Below are 17,610 nucleotides of genomic sequence, written 5' to 3'. Positions count from 1 at the left end.
GGACAGACCGGCTTTACCCGGCAGGAGCCTGCTCGGTGGTGTTGGGCGGTGTGGGGACATGCTGTTCATCGCTGTTAGGCGCCTTGATCAACACACCATAGATCTCGGCAATGCCCCATGCAGCAAACACCAGAAGCAGTGCGGCGATCAGGATCCGAAATCCATGCCAGCCCCATCGCCCCTGCCGCGCCTTGTTTTCTGGAATGATCTTGGCCATGCTCGATCCCTGTCTCATTCTGCACCAACTGGCGCGCCCGGCAAATCATGGTCGGGTAACGGTTCCTCGCTAGGATGGTTCCGGAAAAGCGTGCTGGCCTTGCACCAGCGCAAGCATGCGGCGACGAAGACCGGGACGAGGCAATTGGGGTGATTGGCAAGACGCAAACAGCACCCGATCTGCCGGCCGAAGTTGCGCTAGCAGTCATGGATATCGACCGGCTGGCCGTGCTGCACGGATTGGAGATGCTGGATACGGCGGCCGACCCCGATTTCGACCGCGTCAGCAGCCTTGCCGCAGCGGTGATGCAGGTGCCGATGGCCCTGGTCACACTCGTCGACCTTGAACGGCATTGGTTCAAATCCTGCTTCGGCCTGGACGAGACCGAAACCGCGACCAACGTCTCCTTCTGCGCCCATGCGATTGCCGCCGGCGACGAGCCGATGGTGGTCGTGGATGCAACGGCGGACCCCCGTTTCAAGACCAACCCGCTGGTCACCGGAAAGCACCATGTCCGCTTCTATGCCGGCGCGCCGATGATCGTGGCAGGTGCCCGCATCGGCACGCTGTGCGTGCTCGACCGCGAGCCGCATGGTTTTCCATCCCGAGCCGAGCTCGACCAGTTGAAGGCGCTCGCCGGCCTCGCCGCCAGCCTGTTCACCCTAAAGGACGCAACCCGCAGCGGCGCGATCGCCGAGGCCGCACTTGCGCGCGAGGAAAAACGACGCGCCATCGCACTCGATGCGGCCTCGCTCGCCAGCTGGGCATGGGATATCCGCACCGATGTCATCGAATGCGACACATTGATGTCGGAGCTGTTCAACCTGCCGCGCTCCAACCGGCTGCGCGCACGCGACATCCTCACCGCCATCGATCCGCGCGACGTCTACCAGACCGAAACCCGCTTTCGCGACGCCTTGACCGGCAGCGACGACTATTTCGGCGAATACCGGGTGAAGGGCTTTCACCCGCCGCGCTGGCTCGCCACGCGCGGCCGTGTCATCGAGCGTGACGGCGACGGCAAGCCGACATTGATCTTCGGCGTCAATTACGACATCTCCGAGCGCAAGCTCGGCGACGAACGGCAACGGCTGCTGCTGCGTGAACTCAACCATCGCGTCAAGAACACTTTGGCGACCGTCCAGGCGCTGGCAACCCAGACCGTGCGCCATGCCCGCCAGCCAAGCCAGTTCCTCGAGGCCTTCGGCGCCAGGCTTCAGGCCTTGGGCATCGCCCACAATCTGTTGTCGGACCGCGAGTGGCGTGGCATCGGCATCAGTGAACTCGTCCAGATCGAGGTCAAACCTTTCGAAACGGCCGAGCAGCCGCGCATGACGATCTCCGGCGACGACCTGCTGCTGTCGCCCGACCAGGCCGTCGGGCTTGGCCTGATCCTCCATGAACTCGCCAGCAACGCGCTGAAATATGGCTCGCTGTCGGTGCCGTCAGGCAGGGTCGACCTCGGCTGGAGGACGCAAGGCAGGAAGGATGCCCGGCGTCTTGTGCTGACCTGGCGCGAAAGCGGCGGGCCTCAAGTCGCTCCGCCCGATCGGCAAGGCTTCGGCTCTATCCTCATTCGCCGCAGCCTGGCCAAGGTCATTTCCAGCGAAGTGACCCATGAATTCCGGCCGGAAGGCGTGTTTGCCGAAATATCGATGCCCCTGGAAGAGCTGTCGAAGTGATCTCCCAACAGCTCTATGTCCGCCCGCTCTCATCCGGATCGTCGGATTTCACATTCTCGCGGTAGATGGCGTAGGCCGCGAGCGCCACGGCCGGCCCCAGAATGGCGCCGAGACCGCCTTTTCCCTTGAGCAGGCTCGGCAGCACGGCGAGTGCGGCGGTGACGCCGATCGCCTTCATGTCGGCATTGCGGCGCTGCGCCCGGCGCCGGGCGCGCGAACCTGCGGATATCCGGTAGATCAGCAGGATAAGTCCGGCGAGCACCAGGAAACCGGCGCCAAACCCGAGCGCGGCGGCAAGCGAGCCGTAGCGCATCGCCGTCCAGATATAGGCGGCCCCGACCAGAAAGCCGAGACCGCAAAGCGCAGCGGCAATGGCGATCACATAGACGATTGCCGCCGTGCGCGCCCGGTGAACGGCGGCCACGGTTTCCCCCGAGGCGAGGCCCGAGATCAGGGTTGCCAGCATTCCCATCTGTAGCGCGACTAGCGACGCGCGATGAGCGCGAAAAGGAAGCCGACGCCGGCGGCGATTGCCAGTGACGTCACCGGCTTTTCACGCACGCTTGCCATCATCTGCGCTTCGATGTCCTTGGCATTGCTGCGCAAGCTGTCAAAGGCGGCTTCGCCCTGCGCGCGCAACTGCTCGACCCCTTCTGTCGCTGCACGGCGCGCGGTGCCATAGCCATGCTCGCCGGTCTTGGCCAGTTGTTTGGTGAGCTTGTCGATGTCGGCCTTCAACTGCCTGATGTCGGCTTCCAGGTCCGCATTTGCACGGGCGTCGGTTGCGGTCTTTCCTGCGGCAGTGGCCATGGCTTAACTCCTTGTGATTGCTCGGTTTCAAACGCGCTGCGCGCCTCATGGTTCCGGCACTGCGGACAAAGTAGCCGAAAACGCATCAGCGCGCACCCGATCCGCCGGCTTCGCAAAAAGACGCTTCCTCAGATTAGTGGCCGGCGCGCCTCGCCCAGCCCTTCCCAGCCGGCGAGCCGCTTGAGCCCTTCATTGTCGGAGACCGCGCAGCCGCCGTCGCGCCAGACGATCAGCTTGCGATCCATCAGCTTGCGGATCGTCTTGTTGGTGTGAACCAGCGACAGGCCGAGCGTATCGGCAATGTGCTGCTGCGTGATCGGTATCTGGACGGATTGGCTGCCATTCAGTCCGACGACCTTGGCCCGGCTACCGATGAAGGCGATGAGATAGGCGGCGCGCTCGATCGCACTGCGGCGCCCGAGGCTGAGCAGATTCTCGTCCAGCATCCGCTCCTCGCGCGATGCGATCCAGGTGATGTCGTAGGCCAGCCCGGGATGATTGCGGTACAGCTCGTGCAGATATTCGCGTTCGAAAACACACAGCAGCATCGGTGAGAGTGCCTCGACGGAATGCTGCATCTCGCCCATCACACTGCCTTGCAGGCCGATCAGATCCCCGGGCATGAGATAATTGAGGATCTGGCGACGGCCGTCCCGCAGCAGCTTGTAGCGAAACGCCCAGCCGGAGAGCACGGTGTAGAGATGGGCGCTATGGCTTCCCTCCACCAGCACCGGGTCGCCCTTGTCGACCGCGAGTTCGCCCTTCTTGAATTTGCTGATGAAGGCCAGCTCCTGTTTTTCGAAGTCGCGGAAAACCGGCAACGGCCGCAATGGGCAGTTCTCGCAAGGATATTGGCGGCTGGAGAAAGCGTTATTGTTCTGGACTGACATTTCGCCCCCTTCGAAAGCCCGTTCGACCCCCTTCGAAAGCCGCTCTTGGAGAGCCGCGTTTCAACGCGTTGCAAGGATTGAGGTTCCGCCCGCTGGCCACATGTCTTTTTTAAATGACAGCAAGCCAATTAGCGATCATGACTCCGGCGTTTCAAGGAGTCTTTGCCTGTGCCCACATTGCTTGACGGATTGCGGATTCTCGTTTTGGAGGACGAATTTCTCATCGCCATGGATGTCGAGCAACTTTGCCGCGATCATGGCGCCGATGAGGTGGTGATCGCCCGTGACCTGACCGAGGTCGATGGCCGGGAAGTCGCCACGCGATTCGATGCAGCCATTGTCGACTTGATGCTGGGCGGCGCCTCGACGATCGATTTCGCTTCCGGGCTGCGCGCGGCAGGCATACCTTTCGTGTTTGCGTCCGGCTATTCGGATGCCGATGAAATCAAGGCATCGTTTCCGGGCGTCAGGCTGGTTGGCAAACCCTATTCAGGCGAAGACCTGGTGCAAGCGGTCGCGGCGGCCTGCGGACGCGCTTGAGACGCGATCGCGGTCAGCTCGCCGGCGAACTCGTTACCTGAGCCGAAATCGCGTCCGGACCATACTCGTCCTCACCTGATATTTTCAGGATCTCCTGCAAGCGGGTACGGGCTCGGCTGACGCGGCTCTTGATCGTCCCCACCGCGCAGCCGCAGATCTCCGCGGCCTCCTCGTAGGAGAAACCAGATGCGCCGATGAGGATGATGGCTTCGCGTTGGTCCTCCGGCAACTGCTCCAGCGCCCCGCGAAAGTCCTTCAGGTCGAGTTGACCGTGCTGGGCCGGATGAACGGCAAGCCTGGCCGTCATGATACCGTCGCTGTCCTGCACTTCGCGCCCGCGCTTGCGCATTTGCGAATAGAACTCGTTGCGCAGGATGGTGAAAAGCCAGGCTTTGAGATTGGTGCCGGGCTGGAAGCTCTCATGCTTGTCCCAAGCCTTGACGAGTGTTTCCTGGACGAGGTCGTCGGCTTTATCGGCATTTTGCGTCAGCGACACGGCAAACGCGCGCAGACTTGGGATTGCCCCAAGCAGATCAGTCTTGAAGCCTTGTGAGACCGCGGCCATGCCTCAGTCCTTCTTCTGTGCGGGTTCAGCCTGTTCCAGTTGGCTAAGCAACTGCGAAAAGCGATCCGGCACATCGTCGGAGACCAGCGCGTCGTAATATTGTTTGAGTTTGCGTCCGATTTCGGAGTTCGGCCCAAGAGCGTCACCAGAACCGTTCCGGCGCCTGCTCTCGGCGCCAGTCAGAATATCTTTCGTCATATCCTTCATTTTGCCCTTGTATTCCCAGCGCTCAAGCCGCTCTTACCGTACTCAACACAACGCAAGCGGCGCCCTCGTCTGGTTGCCCATCCCCACCACAAACGCCACTCCCCGGCTTTTGTTCCGTCGAGGTGGAACTTTTTCAAAAAATCCGCGTTATCAGGGCTTGCAGTCAGCTTGACCTGCTACGCAATCGCGTCATTCTGAGGGAGACGTCTTACCATGAGCTTATCCGCCACCATCGCACCACATCTGCCCTTCCTGCGCCGCTTCTCGCGGGCTGTTTCCGGGTCGCAAGAGAGTGGTGACGCGCTGGTCGCTGCGATGCTTGAAGCCATCATCGCCGATATCGAGATATTTCCCGAAGCATCGAACGACCGCATCGCGTTGTACAAGGTTTTCGCCAAGCTTTTCACATCGGTCGCCATCCGCGTTCCACAGGAACAGGCGCAATCGGCGTGGGAACAGCGCACCGCCGCCAATCTGAATGCGATTGCACCACGGCCCCGTCAGGCCTTCCTGCTCGTGGCGGTCGAAGGCTTCAGCGAGGAGGAAGCGGCTGAGATCCTTGACGTCGGTGACCAGGAGTTTTCAGAGTTGCTTGCCCAGGCGAGCAACGAGATATCCCGTCAGGTGGCAACCGACGTTCTGATCATCGAGGATGAACCGCTGATCGCCATGGATATCGAAGAAATGGTCGAGAGCCTCGGGCACCGCGTCGTTGGAACGGCGCGCACCCATGCCGAGGCAGTGATGATGTTCGGCAAGACGCGGCCGAAGATGGTGCTGGCCGACATCCAGCTTGCCGACGGCAGTTCCGGCATCGAGGCCGTGAACGAAATCCTGTCATCGACGTCGGTGCCGGTCATCTTCATCACCGCCTTCCCCGAGCGCCTGTTGACTGGTGAACGACCGGAACCGGCCTTCCTGGTCACCAAGCCGTTCAATCCCGACATGGTCAAGGCGCTGATCAGCCAGGCACTGTTCTTTGACCGGCAGGCGAAAGCCGCCGCATAGTCGGGAATTGGGAGTGGAGGAATTGACGAACCCAAGGCGATAGCCTCGCTCCCGAATCTCTCCAGATGATCAATTCGTCACTTCGTGCCGCCTGATGCACCCGGGCGGCGAGGTGAATTCCTGCGGTTCCGCTCGAACGATTTGCAAGCACGGTCTTTTTCGGCAAAGGGTGGGAACAAACCGCAACCACCCACGTTTTCATCGCACCATTCGAAGGAGATGGATCATGCTTTACTGGGCGCTCGTATTTCTCGTCGTTGCCATCATCGCCGGCGCGCTTGGTTTCGGCGGCATCGCCGGTACCTCCGCCGGCATAGCGCAGATATTGTTTTTCATCTTCCTCGCCTTCCTGGTCATTTCGCTTCTTGCGGGCCTGTTCAAACGGGCTTCGTGAGGACGGACAGCCGAACACTGGAAGCCGCACCCCTCAAACGGTTTCCAGCCACCGCCGGGCGGTGTCCCTCAAAGGACGCCGTCCGGCGGACCGTTTTTGGCGGCGGGTTTTCCGGAACCTGTTTGGAACCCATTCAACGATGAGCCGTTCAGCCTGAATTGGGTGGACAGATTGGCCGATGGGTTCCAGGACCGGAAACAGGAAAGACGCCGTGCAAAGCGATGAAGTCATCGCCCTCCATCCCGCCGACAGCGGCATGCAGCTCGGTCGTGCTCTTCTTCACGCGTTGCACAATGCCGGCATTTCCGTTCTCTACCAGGATCGCGAGATGAAAACCGTATGGGCGCGCAACATGCGTGCGCCCTGGGTTTCGGACACCGCCGACAGCATCGGCATCCTGCCGGAGGCGCAGGCCGACCGCATCGGCGCGGCCAAGCGCGACGTCATTGCATCCGGCAACCCCCAACGTCTCGAGATCAGCGTTCCCGTCGAGGATGGCAGCCGCTGGTTCGAGGTGTGGATCGATGCCGATCACGGCGATGGTGGCACCGTGCAGGGCGTCGTCACCACGATGGTCGAGACGACGGAGCAGAAGCGCCGCGAGCAGACCCTGACGACGCTGTTGCGAGAGGTGAGCCATCGCTCGAAAAACCTGCTGGCGATCATCCAGAGCATAGCCACCCAGACCGGCCGCTACTCCGACAGCATCGGCGATTTCCTGACACGCTTTCGCGGCCGGCTGCAATCGCTGGCCTCGTCCCAGGATCTCGTGACCTCTTCCAACTGGCGGGGTGCAGCACTTCGCGAACTCGTGTCGGGCCAGGTTGGCCGCTATGGCGGCGATCCGGTTCGCAGCCTGAGGTTTCAGGGGGCAAACCCCTATCTCAATCCCAACGCTGCCTTGCATATCGGCCTTGCGATGCATGAACTCGCCGTCAATTCGGTGAGCTACGGCGCCCTGTCGCGGCCCGGCGGGTACGTCAATGTTACAGCCAACCTGACCGCCGACGACACGGGAACCTCCCTGTCCCTAACATGGGCGGAGGCAATCGGCGCCAGTGATGTCAGGCGTAGCGAGAAGCGCTTCGGCAGCGTCGCACTCGAACGGGTCGTGCCGGCGTCACTGAACGGAACGGCGACGCTCGAAATCGCGGCTGGCCGCCTTGAATACCGCCTTGTCGTTCCGCACGGCAATTTCGAGACGGATTGAGCGACCTTCCTTAACCCGCCGTTCACCATAAAAGCAGATGCTGTTTTTCCCAGATACCGCTGGAACTTGTTGCATCACCGAACATTTCCGCAGCAGGATTTGCAGCGTGGTGGGAGGAATGCCTTGACGGTTGCCGACATGAACAGACTGGAGCAGGCCGCCCGGATTTCCATGGGCGAGTTTGAGGACTCCGAGGCTTCCGCGCCACCGCTGGCTCCTGTTCCCAACGGAGCTTTGCGCCTTGTTGCGCTGGCCTTGGTGGCGGTGATCATGGCGGTCGCCCTGCACCAACTGGTCTACTAGGCCACGTCGTTTCGGCCGGTGGCCGAATCGGCTGTAGCGCCATCTTATTTCCCCGGCCGATCAAGCCAGCCAGGAACTTTGGCGAATGTAGACCGTTACTATGGCGAGAGGACTTCTCGCCATGGAACATATCGCTGCATTGTTGCTGGTCATCGGTTGCTCGAACACGATGGCCGACTGCCGTGAACTCCAGGTGCCCGTAAGCGTTTTCGCAACGGCCGAGCAATGCGTGGCCGAACGCCCATTCGTCTTGGGCGACGTGCAAGGGCAGGCTGACCACATCGTCGCCAAATGCCTTGCGGTCGATCCGGCGCTTGAGGACGACTATGATCAGATCGTCTGGAATGTGCGCGCCGATGGTACGCTTGACGCGTCTTTGGCAATTTCCAGCCTGGTAATGGCATCGAACACGATACGCCCAGAAAAAGACTATCTTCACCAACAATAGATTGCAGCAGCAAAGGCCGTCATTTCATGCTAAATGGCGGCTGGAGCTTACTAAAGTGAGGACACAAAGTGAGGAGTGACTCTATGCGGAAGATGATTATTGCCCTGGTTGCGGTGGTCGCGGTCAGCGGCTGCACCTCGACTGAGAAGGACGTGGTTGGCGGCGGCTTGATCGGCGCCGGTGTCGGCGGCTTGGTCGGCGGCGGTAAGGGCGCGCTGATCGGCGCGGCCGTGGGTGCCGGTTCCGGCCTGCTGGTGCGCAACCTGCGCAACGGCTATTGCCAATATCGCGATCATCGCGGCCGGATCTACACGGCTCGCTGCAACTAATTCGGCGATAATCGAAACGTCGATCCGGAGGCCGGTCCGCCGGCTTCCGGGTTTTTGATGTCTGGATGCTTCCCCCTTGTCGGCAAGGGTCGCGCTCAATTGGCGAGTGGAATTTTGATTTCCACGTTCAGCCCATTGGCTTGGTAATCCCGTTTGATCGTACCGCGCAATTCGCGCGTCACGTTGAGGTCGATCAGCTTGGTGCCGAATCCGGTCTCGGCGGGCGCTTCAAGTTTCTTCTGCCCGTTTTCGCGCCAGTTGAGAGCCAGCACCCTGTCGCGCCCTCGGCCTTCGAGCGACCAGTCCACCTTCAGCGCCCCAACGGAATTGCCGGCCTCGCCGTATTTCAGCGCATTCGTCGCCAGTTCGTGGAAGGTCAGGCCGAGCGCTTGCGTCGTGGTTTCGTCGAGCAGCACCTGTGGTCCCGACAACAGCTCATCGGGCAGCTCCTTGCCGAACACCTGACCCAGCTCGATGCGCAGGAGATCGCCAAGATCGGCCTTCTGCCAGCGTGAGCGCGTCAGCATGTCCTGGGAGGCCGCCATCGCCTGCAGCCTAGCCGAGAAGGACGCTGAAAACTCGTTGACGTCGGTCGCCCGCGATGCCGTCTGACGCGCGATCGCCAGCACCCTGGTGATCGAATTCTTGATGCGATGCTTCATCTCCTGCAGCATCAGGTCTTTTTCGATCAGGCTCTTTTCCGTCGTTTCGTGCAATCGCGACGCTGCCTCATAGGCCCGCTCCTGATAGCGCGCCACAAGCGCGATTGCGCCCGCCAACAGCAGGCCGAACAGCCCCAGCATCACCGGAATGGCGCGCGACGACGGCTGCAAGAAGGCGCTTGTCGGCCGGAACAGGACAGTCCATGGCTGTCCGGCGACGATGATCTTTCGCGTGACCAGCAACCTGTTCCCGAAAGTGGAAGCCGGCGGCGTCTCCGACCGGAACAACAGATTGTCGCCGTTCACGGCACCATCGCCATCATAGATTTCGGTGTTGACCGGCAAAAGCGGCGACCGGCTGAGCGCGGTCTGGAACAGATCGCGAGCCCGAAAGGCCGCATAGAGAAAACCTGATGTCGAGGATCTCGAAGCATTGATGACGTCGGGAGCGGTTTCGACATTGAGCCGCACGAAAACGAAGAAGCCGGTGAACGTCTGCGCGGCGCCCGTGTCCTGGCCCAGCTGCACCAGCCCGCTGGCATGCTGCTGGTCGTCGGACATCGCCTTTTCGATCGCCGCACGCCGCACCGGTTCGCTGAACATGTCGTAGCCGATGCCGGCTTGATTGGATGGATCCAGCGGTTCGAACAGCACGATAGGGGTGCGCCAGGGTTGCGTGGTGTCCGGGTAGATTGGATGACTGACGCCATAATCGTGCAGCATGTCGCGTTCGACCGTCGCCTCGTCGCCCGTCTTTGCCAGCCTGAGGAAGCCGATACCGCGCAAGCCGGCGAAATTCTTGTCGACATCGAGCGCGGTGAAGAAGGCCTTGAACTCATTGCGAGAAATATCGCCATTGCGGGCGTCGAACAGGGCCTGCGTCGAGCGCAGCAGCGACAGATGCAGGTCGATGCGGCTCTCGATCCGGTTGAGCGCATCGTCGGCAGTCGCCTCGAACTTGATGCGCGCGGCTTCCTGCGTGGCGAAGTAGGCAAAACCTGCCATCACCATGCTGATCAGCGCGACGGCGATAAAGGCGATGATCGGGAAAAGCTTCTTCAACGGATCGTGCGGTCCCTGAGCAATGTCGGACCTTTATGCGCAAGTCGCCCTGCCAACACAATGCCAAGGCCAAGCCATCCCTACGGCTGGCATATCACGTGTCCGGCAACCGCGATCTGGCTTGATCTCAGGCCGCGATCTTCAGCGCGCCCGGTCCGGGAATGGCGCCTGGCGGGCATTTGCCCAGAATGATCATGCCCAGCACCTCGTCCTGGGTGACATCAGTGGTGCGGGCGGTGCCGACCACCTGGCCGTTCTTCATGACGCAGACCCGGTCGGCAAGCTCGAACACATCGTGGATGTCGTGGCTGATCAGGAAGATGCCGATGCCGTCGGACTTCAGCTGCTTGACCAGTTCGCCGACCTGCGTCGTTTCCTGCGGACCAAGTGCGGCCGTCGGCTCGTCCATGATCAGGATGCGGGCGTTGAACAGGATCGCACGCGCGATCGCCACCGATTGCCGCTGGCCGCCCGACAGCTTGATCACCGGCTCCTTGAAACGCTGGAACCGGGGATTGAGCCGACCCATCACCTTGCGCGCCTCGGCCTCCATGGCAACGTCGTCGAGCGTGCCCCAGGCGGTCATCAACTCGCGGCCGAGGAACAGATTGGCGGCGGCGTCGACATTGTCGGCCAACGCCAGCGTCTGGTAGATCGTCTCGATGCCGTATTTCTTGGCGTCGCGCGGGTTGGAGATCGATGCCTCCTCGCCGTTGACGAAGATCTGGCCCGAATCGCGCTTGTAGGCGCCGGACAGGATCTTGATCAATGTCGACTTGCCGGCGCCATTATGGCCGAGCAGCGCCACGACCTCGCCGGGGAAAAGATCGATCGAGGTGTCGTCGACGGCGCGGATGCCGCCAAACGCGATCGAGATGTTCCTCATGTCGATCAGCGCGGTGGCTGCAGGAGCAGTCTTGTCAGTCATGGCATGCCCTCCTAGACGCGCTTGCGATAGACGGTGTCGAGCCACACGGCGATCACCAGTACGGCGCCGACGACGATGCTCTGCAGCGGCGAGTCGACACCAAGCAGCACCATGCCGGACTGCAGCGATTGCATCAGCAGGGCGCCGAGCATGGCGCCGATGATCGTTCCCGACCCGCCGGCTAGCGACGTGCCACCGATCACGGCGGCTGCAATGACGAGCAGCTCGTCGAGCGTTCCAAGCACGTTGGTGGCCGAATTCTGCCGGGCCGAGGAGATCGCCGCGGCAATCGTGGCCAGCACGCCCATGATCATGAACACCTTCATGGTGATCCAGCGCGTGTTGATGCCGGCGAGATTGGCCGCCTCGGGATTGCCGCCGATGGCGAAGACATAGCGGCCGAAACGGGTGCGGTTGGTGATGAAGGTCATGACCAGCCCGACGGCGACCGCCATCAGCACCGGTATGGCGATACCGTGGGCGATGAACAGGCCGCCTTCGGGAACGGTGATGTTGTTGGCGGCCGCATATCTGTTCACGATGCCGATCGGCCAGGGGTAGGAGTTGGCGAGCCAGACCGCACCCATGATGGCGCCGCAGGTGACGACACCGAGCAGCGCCTCGGCCCAGATCGGACGTAGCGGAAAACGGAAACGCTTGCGCTGCACCCGCCCGTTGAAGAGCCCAAACACCACGGCGAGGCAGGCGACGATCCCGACAACCCAGCTCCAGGTTGCGCCGATCGATCCCGCCGGCCCGCCGCCCATCAGCTGAAAGGTGGCGTTAAGCGGCGCCACGGTCTGGCCTGATGTGACCCACCAGGCAGCACCGCGCCAGACCAGCAGGCCGCCCAGCGTCACGATAAAGGCGGGCACTTCGAGATAGGCGATGACGAAGCCTTGAAAGGCGCCGATCAACAGGCCGAGCGCCAGGCCGATGACCAGCGCCAGGACCCAGATCCACGGATTGCCGAGTTCGAGCCCGACAAAACGCACCAGGAAATGCACCTGGGCAAATCCCATCACCATGCCGATCAGGCCCTCGGCGGAACCGACCGACAGGTCGATGTTGCGCATGACGATGACCAGCACCATGCCGCAGGCCATGATGGCGACCGCGGATGTCTGCACCGACAGGTTCCACAGATTGCGCGGCGTGAGAAAGGTGCGGCTGTCGAAATCGAGCGGGTTGACGCCGAGGCGCAGGCTGGAAATGACATGCAGCCCAATCCAGATGACCAGCAGCGCGCCGATCATGCCGAGCATCCGGGTGTCGATCTCGGTCGCCTTCAGGAACCGGGCGACGGCGCCGAGTTCCGACGCGCGCGCCGTATCGGCCTGCGGGTTGGACGTCGTGTCGGTCATGATTTCCTCCCACCGGCTGACCGTCTGACGCGCATGCCGGAGCCCAGCCTAGAAGCTATCCGCATGATGCGGAAACACAATTCTTTGAGAAAACGCCGCGGCTTTTGGGCCGCGGCGTTCAGATATTTCGAAGTGGTCCGGATCAGTTACAGGCCGCGACGGTGCCGGCAGCGACACCCGCGCAGACTTCGTCCTTCTTGATCCAGCCAGCGTCGATGACGACGTTGAGATTGTCCTTGGTGATGGCAACCGGGGTCAGGAACAGCGACTTGACGGTGTTGCCGCCCGGCGTCGTGAAGTCCTTGGCGCCGGCGATGTCGCTTGTCTTCTTGCCGTCGGCCAGTTGCGAGGCGATCTCGGCGGCATTCTTGCCGAGCTCGCGCGCGTCCTTCCACACCGACACGGTTTGCGTGCCGAGGGCGATGCGGTTCAGCGCGGCGTGGTCGCCGTCCTGCCCCGAGACCGGCACGGTGCCGGCCAAGCCTTGAGCCGTCAGCGCCGCGACGACGCCACCGGCAGTGCCGTCATTGGCCGCGACCACCGCGTCGACCTTGTTGTCGTTGGCGGTCAGGAACTGTTCCATGTTCTTCTGGGCATTGGCGGGCAGCCAGCCATCCGTGTAGGCTTCGCCGACATTCTTGATCTTGCCGCTGTCGATGGCTTCCTTGAGCACTTCCATCGAGCCCGAGAACAGGAAGTCGGCATTGGGATCGGCACCGGAGCCCTTGATGAAGACGTAGTTGCCTTCCGGCTTGACCTTGAACACTTCGCGGGCCTGCATACGGCCGACTTCCTTGTTGTCGAAGGTGAGGTAGAAAACGTCCTTGTTCTCGATCAACCGGTCATAGCCGACGACCGGAATGCCTTCGTCCAGCGCCTTCTGCACGGCCGGGCCGATGGCCGAAGCATCCTGCGCCAGGATGATCAGGGAATTGGCGCCCTGCGAGATCAGGCTTTCGACGTCGGTAAGCTGCTTGCCGGGATTGGACTGCGCATCGGCGGAGATGTACTTGTCGCCGGCGGCCTCGATCGCCGTCTTCATGGCGGCCTCGTCGGTCTTCCAGCGTTCCTCCTGGAAGTTGGACCACGAAACGCCGACGACCTTGTCCTTCGCCTGCGCGACAGACGCGAGCGTCAGCGACATGGCGGCACCCGCCAGGATGGCGGCTGTGAATCTTTTCATATTATCCTCCCTGCGCCGCGTATGGCGCGACCAAACTGGCCCGAGGGCCGGCACAGAGGCCCTATTTTTTCGAGCCTCGAAAAAATACTGGGCCAACGCCCGAACGCTGTCAACATCGATTCTGATGGATTTTGATGTCGTCTCGAATTTTTTTTCGGGCCTCGGAATAAATAAATGACACGGCGCGCGGCTTCTGCCAGTATTTGACCGCGTCACCGACAGCGTTCCAGGGCAGGAAGAACCGCGGCGACCGGGAGGATATGAAAGAGCATGTCGGTCGGAATCCGCCACGACGATTTGCGCCGCCGCAACCGCGCGATGGTGATCGCCGCGGTGCGCCGCGCCGGACAGCCGTCGCGCACCGAGATCGCCGCAACCACAAGCCTCAGCCATTCGACGATCTCGGCGATCTCATCCGACCTGATCGTCGAAGGCATCCTGACCGAAAGCAAGCCGAGCGAGGCCGGCTCGCTCAAACGCGGCCGTCCGCAGGTCGGCCTCAGCCTCAATCCGGAAGCGGCCGCGGTAATGACCGTGGTGCTGTCGCTGAACTTCCTCTCGGTCGCCGTCATCGACTATGCCGGCCAGGTAATATCCGAGGAACAGCGTCGGCTCGACACGCTGACGATGTCGCGCGACTCGCTGATCGGTGAGTGCACGGCAATCGTGCGGCGCCGCCTGGAAGATCCCGACCTGGACGTGCGCAGCATCGCTCGTATCGCGCTGGCCGTCCAGGGCATCACCGACACCCGTGCCCGCGCCATGCTGTGGTCGCCGATCACGCCGCACACCGACATCGCCTTCGCCGACATATTCGAAGAGGAGTTCGGCATCCCCGCCATTATGGAGAACGACTGCAACATGATGGCGGTGGCGCTGCGCTGGCGCGACCCCGATCGTTACCGCGACGATTTCATCGCCATCCTCCTGTCGCACGGCATCGGCATGGGGCTGGTGCTGAAGGGCGAATTGTTCACCGGCACCCATTCCTCGGGCGGCGAATTCGGCCACATGATCCATCGGCCGAACGGCGCGCTGTGTCGCTGCGGACGGCGCGGCTGCGTCGAAGCCTATGCCGGCAATTATGCCATCTGGCGCAACGCGCGGCAGATGGGCGAGGATGCAGAGCCCGTCGCCGATGTCAGCGACGCCGACATGCGCGCCCTGGCTGCCGCCGCCCGCGAAAGGGACGGGCCCGAACGGGAAGCCTATCGCAAGGCCGGCGAAGCGCTCGGCTACGGCCTCGGCAGCCTGTTTGCGCTGATCGATCCGGCGCCGGTCGCCATGGTCGGCGTCAGCGCCGCCGCCTTCGACCTGATCGAGCCGGCATTGCGGCAAGCGATTGCCCAGACCGCCGGCGGTCAGCATTCCAAGTCGATTTCCTTCGACACCGAGCCGAACGAACTGCCGCTGATCCGCGAAGGCTGCGCCATGCGGGCGCTGATCTTCGTCGATCAGGAGATTTTTGCGCCGGGCGTGCAGGCGAGATCCGGTCTCGGCGGCAAGAACGTGGCGTGAGTTCAAACGAGGGAGTTCAGTCCTCGCGAATGGCGTAACCCGCCCCACGGATGGTGCGAATGACATCGGGCATGCGGCCGTTGTTGACCGCCTTGCGCAGCCGGCCGACATGCACATCGACCGTGCGTTCGTCGATGTAGATCGTCTCGCCCCAGACATTGTCGAGCAGTTGGCTGCGCGAGAACACGCGGCCTGGATGGCGCATCATGAATTCAAGCAGGCGGAATTCCGTCGGCCCGAGCCGGATTTCGCTCTTCTTGCGATAGACGCGGTGCGACTCGCGATCGAGCACGATATCGCCGACCTTGAGCACGCTGGACAGCACTTCCGGCTTGGCCCGGCGCAGCAGCGCCTTGACCCTGGCCATGAACTCCGGCGTCGAGAAAGGCTTGACCAGATAGTCGTCGGCACCGGTCGAGAGGCCGCGCACGCGGTCGCTTTCCTCGCCTCGCGCGGTCAGCATGATGATCGGCAGCCGCTCGGTCTCGGGACGCATCCTTAGCCGGCGGCAGAGTTCGATACCGGAAACCGCAGGCACCATCCAGTCGAGCACCAGAAGGTCTGGAACGTTCTCCTGCAGCCGGATTTCGGCCTCGTCGCCGCGCGTCACCACCTCGACCTGGTAACCTTCGGATTCGAGATTGTAGCGGAGCAGCACGCCTAGCGGCTCCTCATCCTCCACCACCATGATGCGTGGCGCGATCATCGGCTGGTCACCCCTGTCATGCCGCTGGCGCGGACATTGCCGTCTCGTCCTGCTTCGGACGGTTGGCTGGCAACTGCGTGCCGGTCAAAACATAATAGGCATTTTCGGCGATGTTGGTCACGTGGTCGCCGATCCGCTCGAGGTTCTTGGCGCAAAACAACAGGTGCGTGCACGCCGTGATGTTGCGCGGATCTTCCATCATGTAGGTCAGAAGTTCGCGGAACACCGATGTGTATTTGACGTCGATGCGTTCATCATTGTTTCTGAGCGTGGCAAGCGCTGCCGCGTCAGCGGCGGCATACTCGTCGACGACCCCCTGCACCTGGATCAGCACCAGCTGCGCCATTGCGTCGATCGAATGCGAAAGGTCGTGCGGCGTGACGCTCAGCCCGACAGTGCCGACGCGCTTGGCGATGTTCTTGGCAAGGTCACCGATGCGCTCGAGGTCGCCGGCCATGCGGATCGAACCGACCACCGCACGCAGATCGTTGGCCATCGGCTGGCGCTTGGCGATCAGCGTGATGGCACGATCGTCCAGCTCGCGCTGGCGTGCATCCATGATGGCGTCGTCGGAAACCACCCGCTGCGCCAGCGCATTGTCCGAATTGAGCAAAGCCCTGGTCGAGCCACCGACCATCGAGCGGGCGAGATCGCCCATGTCGCGGATCAGCTGGCTGATCTGCTCCAGATCCTCATCGAAAGATGCGACGGTATGTTCACCCATGATCTTCGTCCCTCATATGCCAGAGATCAGCCGAACCGGCCGGTGATGTAGTCCTGGGTGCGTTTGTCGTCGGGGGTGGTGAACATCTTGTCGGTGGCGCCCTCCTCGACCAGATAGCCAAGATGGAACATCGCGGTGCGCTGCGACACGCGCGCTGCCTGCTGCATCGAATGGGTGACGATGACGATCGTATAGTTCTGACGCAGTTCGTCGATCAGTTCCTCGACGCGAGCGGTGGCGATCGGGTCGAGCGCCGAACACGGTTCGTCCATCAGGATCACCTCGGGCGACACGGCGATGGCGCGTGCAATGCACAGGCGCTGCTGCTGGCCACCGGAAAGACCCGTGCCAGGTTCCTGCAAACGGTCCTTGACCTCGTTCCAGATCGCCGCCTTCTTCAGGCTGGACTCGACGATCTGATCCATGTCGGCCTTGCGCTTGGCCAATCCGTGGATGCGCGGCCCATAGGCGACGTTCTCGTAGATCGACTTTGGGAACGGATTGGGTTTCTGGAACACCATGCCGACGCGCGCCCTGAGTTCGACGACATCGATGTTCTTGTCGTAGATGTCCTCTTCGTCGAGCGTGATCTTGCCGGTTACCCGTGCTGAATCGATGGTGTCGTTCATGCGATTGAGGCAGCGCAGGAAGGTGGACTTGCCGCAGCCGGAGGGGCCGATCAGCGCCGTCACCTGGTTCAGGCGGACGTCGAGATCGACGTCGAACAGCGCCTGCTTCTCGCCGTAGAACACGCCGACCTTGTCGCCGCGCATTTTGATCACTTCGTTCGACTTCATCTTGTCGCCCACTGCGTTTTCAAGGGACTGTTCGGTCATGATGTTCATACCAAAATGCCTTTT

At 62.0% G+C, this 17,610-nt stretch carries 22 protein-coding genes; 9 read left to right on the top strand and 13 right to left on the bottom strand.

The window, feature by feature from the left end:
• Positions 1–13: 13 nt before the first annotated feature.
• Complete coding sequence (locus RPF88_RS27400; RefSeq protein ID WP_013529290.1) at positions 14–217, bottom strand: hypothetical protein; 204 nt, start codon at positions 215–217, stop codon at positions 14–16.
• A gap of 206 nt (positions 218–423) precedes the next feature.
• Between RPF88_RS27400 and RPF88_RS27395 the strand changes: the two genes are divergently transcribed.
• On the top strand, positions 424–1,899 hold the full coding sequence (locus RPF88_RS27395; RefSeq protein ID WP_337123917.1) for a sensor histidine kinase: 1,476 nt from the start codon (positions 424–426) through the stop codon (positions 1,897–1,899).
• 13 nt (positions 1,900–1,912) lie between these two features.
• Here the strand turns inward: RPF88_RS27395 and RPF88_RS27390 are convergent, their stop codons facing one another.
• The 3 genes from RPF88_RS27390 to RPF88_RS27380 form a co-directional block, all read right to left on the bottom strand.
• Complete coding sequence (locus RPF88_RS27390) at positions 1,913–2,371, bottom strand: hypothetical protein (RefSeq protein WP_337123520.1); 459 nt, start codon at positions 2,369–2,371, stop codon at positions 1,913–1,915.
• A gap of 11 nt (positions 2,372–2,382) precedes the next feature.
• Positions 2,383–2,709: a DUF883 family protein gene (locus RPF88_RS27385; protein WP_013529287.1), complete on the bottom strand. Its 327-nt coding sequence runs from the start codon at positions 2,707–2,709 to the stop codon at positions 2,383–2,385.
• Between the two features lie 128 nt (positions 2,710–2,837).
• A complete protein-coding gene (locus RPF88_RS27380; RefSeq protein WP_337123519.1) occupies positions 2,838–3,599 on the bottom strand; it encodes a Crp/Fnr family transcriptional regulator in 762 nt (253 codons plus the stop codon).
• A gap of 228 nt (positions 3,600–3,827) precedes the next feature.
• Here RPF88_RS27380 and RPF88_RS27375 point away from each other — a divergent pair, with 228 nt between their 5' ends.
• Positions 3,828–4,139: a response regulator gene (locus RPF88_RS27375; RefSeq protein ID WP_050580453.1), complete on the top strand. Its 312-nt coding sequence runs from the start codon at positions 3,828–3,830 to the stop codon at positions 4,137–4,139.
• Between the two features lie 13 nt (positions 4,140–4,152).
• On the opposite strand, the gene RPF88_RS27370 is transcribed toward RPF88_RS27375, so the two are convergent.
• Both RPF88_RS27370 and RPF88_RS27365 read right to left on the bottom strand, forming a co-directional pair.
• Positions 4,153–4,704, bottom strand: coding sequence for an RNA polymerase sigma factor (locus RPF88_RS27370; RefSeq protein WP_013529285.1), 552 nt, complete (start codon positions 4,702–4,704; stop codon positions 4,153–4,155).
• Positions 4,705–4,707: 3 nt separating this feature from the next.
• A complete protein-coding gene (locus RPF88_RS27365) occupies positions 4,708–4,911 on the bottom strand; it encodes a NepR family anti-sigma factor (protein WP_032809255.1) in 204 nt (67 codons plus the stop codon).
• Positions 4,912–5,124: 213 nt separating this feature from the next.
• On the opposite strand from RPF88_RS27365, the gene RPF88_RS27360 reads away from it, so the two are divergent.
• From RPF88_RS27360 to RPF88_RS27335, 6 genes are all read left to right on the top strand, one after another.
• Positions 5,125–5,919: a response regulator gene (locus RPF88_RS27360; protein WP_337123518.1), complete on the top strand. Its 795-nt coding sequence runs from the start codon at positions 5,125–5,127 to the stop codon at positions 5,917–5,919.
• A gap of 226 nt (positions 5,920–6,145) precedes the next feature.
• Positions 6,146–6,313, top strand: a complete 168-nt coding sequence (locus tag RPF88_RS27355; RefSeq protein WP_013529282.1) for a DUF1328 domain-containing protein — start codon at positions 6,146–6,148, stop codon at positions 6,311–6,313.
• A gap of 178 nt (positions 6,314–6,491) precedes the next feature.
• Positions 6,492–7,523, top strand: coding sequence for a sensor histidine kinase (locus RPF88_RS27350; RefSeq protein WP_063169141.1), 1,032 nt, complete (start codon positions 6,492–6,494; stop codon positions 7,521–7,523).
• A 123-nt stretch (positions 7,524–7,646) separates the two neighbouring features.
• Positions 7,647–7,826 carry a hypothetical protein gene (locus RPF88_RS27345; RefSeq protein ID WP_013529280.1) on the top strand — a complete coding sequence of 60 codons (180 nt, stop codon included), beginning with the start codon at positions 7,647–7,649 and terminating at the stop codon, positions 7,824–7,826.
• A gap of 121 nt (positions 7,827–7,947) precedes the next feature.
• Positions 7,948–8,274 carry a hypothetical protein gene (locus tag RPF88_RS27340; protein ID WP_013529279.1) on the top strand — a complete coding sequence of 109 codons (327 nt, stop codon included), beginning with the start codon at positions 7,948–7,950 and terminating at the stop codon, positions 8,272–8,274.
• Positions 8,275–8,357: 83 nt separating this feature from the next.
• Complete coding sequence (locus RPF88_RS27335) at positions 8,358–8,603, top strand: YMGG-like glycine zipper-containing protein (protein WP_013529278.1); 246 nt, start codon at positions 8,358–8,360, stop codon at positions 8,601–8,603.
• Positions 8,604–8,698: 95 nt separating this feature from the next.
• Here the strand turns inward: RPF88_RS27335 and RPF88_RS27330 are convergent, their stop codons facing one another.
• From RPF88_RS27330 to xylF, 4 genes are all read right to left on the bottom strand, one after another.
• On the bottom strand, positions 8,699–10,327 hold the full coding sequence (locus RPF88_RS27330) for a CHASE domain-containing protein (RefSeq protein WP_337123517.1): 1,629 nt from the start codon (positions 10,325–10,327) through the stop codon (positions 8,699–8,701).
• Positions 10,328–10,454: 127 nt separating this feature from the next.
• Positions 10,455–11,255 carry an ATP-binding cassette domain-containing protein gene (locus RPF88_RS27325; protein WP_337123516.1) on the bottom strand — a complete coding sequence of 267 codons (801 nt, stop codon included), beginning with the start codon at positions 11,253–11,255 and terminating at the stop codon, positions 10,455–10,457.
• A gap of 11 nt (positions 11,256–11,266) precedes the next feature.
• The gene (locus RPF88_RS27320) at positions 11,267–12,619 is read right to left on the bottom strand and encodes a sugar ABC transporter permease (protein ID WP_013529275.1); all 1,353 of its coding nucleotides are present in this window, start codon (positions 12,617–12,619) and stop codon (positions 11,267–11,269) included.
• Between the two features lie 142 nt (positions 12,620–12,761).
• The gene (xylF, locus tag RPF88_RS27315) at positions 12,762–13,802 is read right to left on the bottom strand and encodes a D-xylose ABC transporter substrate-binding protein (RefSeq protein WP_013529274.1); all 1,041 of its coding nucleotides are present in this window, start codon (positions 13,800–13,802) and stop codon (positions 12,762–12,764) included.
• A gap of 270 nt (positions 13,803–14,072) precedes the next feature.
• On the opposite strand from xylF, the gene RPF88_RS27310 reads away from it, so the two are divergent.
• A complete protein-coding gene (locus tag RPF88_RS27310; protein ID WP_024503006.1) occupies positions 14,073–15,320 on the top strand; it encodes an ROK family protein in 1,248 nt (415 codons plus the stop codon).
• A gap of 16 nt (positions 15,321–15,336) precedes the next feature.
• On the opposite strand, the gene phoB is transcribed toward RPF88_RS27310, so the two are convergent.
• The 3 genes from phoB to pstB are packed head-to-tail and all read right to left on the bottom strand — an operon-like array spanning position 15,337 to position 17,595.
• On the bottom strand, positions 15,337–16,026 hold the full coding sequence (phoB, locus tag RPF88_RS27305; protein ID WP_010911896.1) for a phosphate regulon transcriptional regulator PhoB: 690 nt from the start codon (positions 16,024–16,026) through the stop codon (positions 15,337–15,339).
• Positions 16,027–16,042: 16 nt separating this feature from the next.
• Entirely contained in the window at positions 16,043–16,750 is a 708-nt protein-coding gene (phoU, locus tag RPF88_RS27300; protein WP_013529272.1) for a phosphate signaling complex protein PhoU, read from the bottom strand.
• A 26-nt stretch (positions 16,751–16,776) separates the two neighbouring features.
• Entirely contained in the window at positions 16,777–17,595 is an 819-nt protein-coding gene (gene pstB, locus RPF88_RS27295) for a phosphate ABC transporter ATP-binding protein PstB (protein ID WP_013529271.1), read from the bottom strand.
• Positions 17,596–17,610 lie beyond the last annotated feature (15 nt).

This window comes from Mesorhizobium sp. ISC11 (genome assembly GCF_037162595.1).
Classification (GTDB): domain Bacteria; phylum Pseudomonadota; class Alphaproteobacteria; order Rhizobiales; family Rhizobiaceae; genus Mesorhizobium; species Mesorhizobium ciceri.
This window is presented reverse-complemented; position numbering and strand designations above follow the sequence as displayed.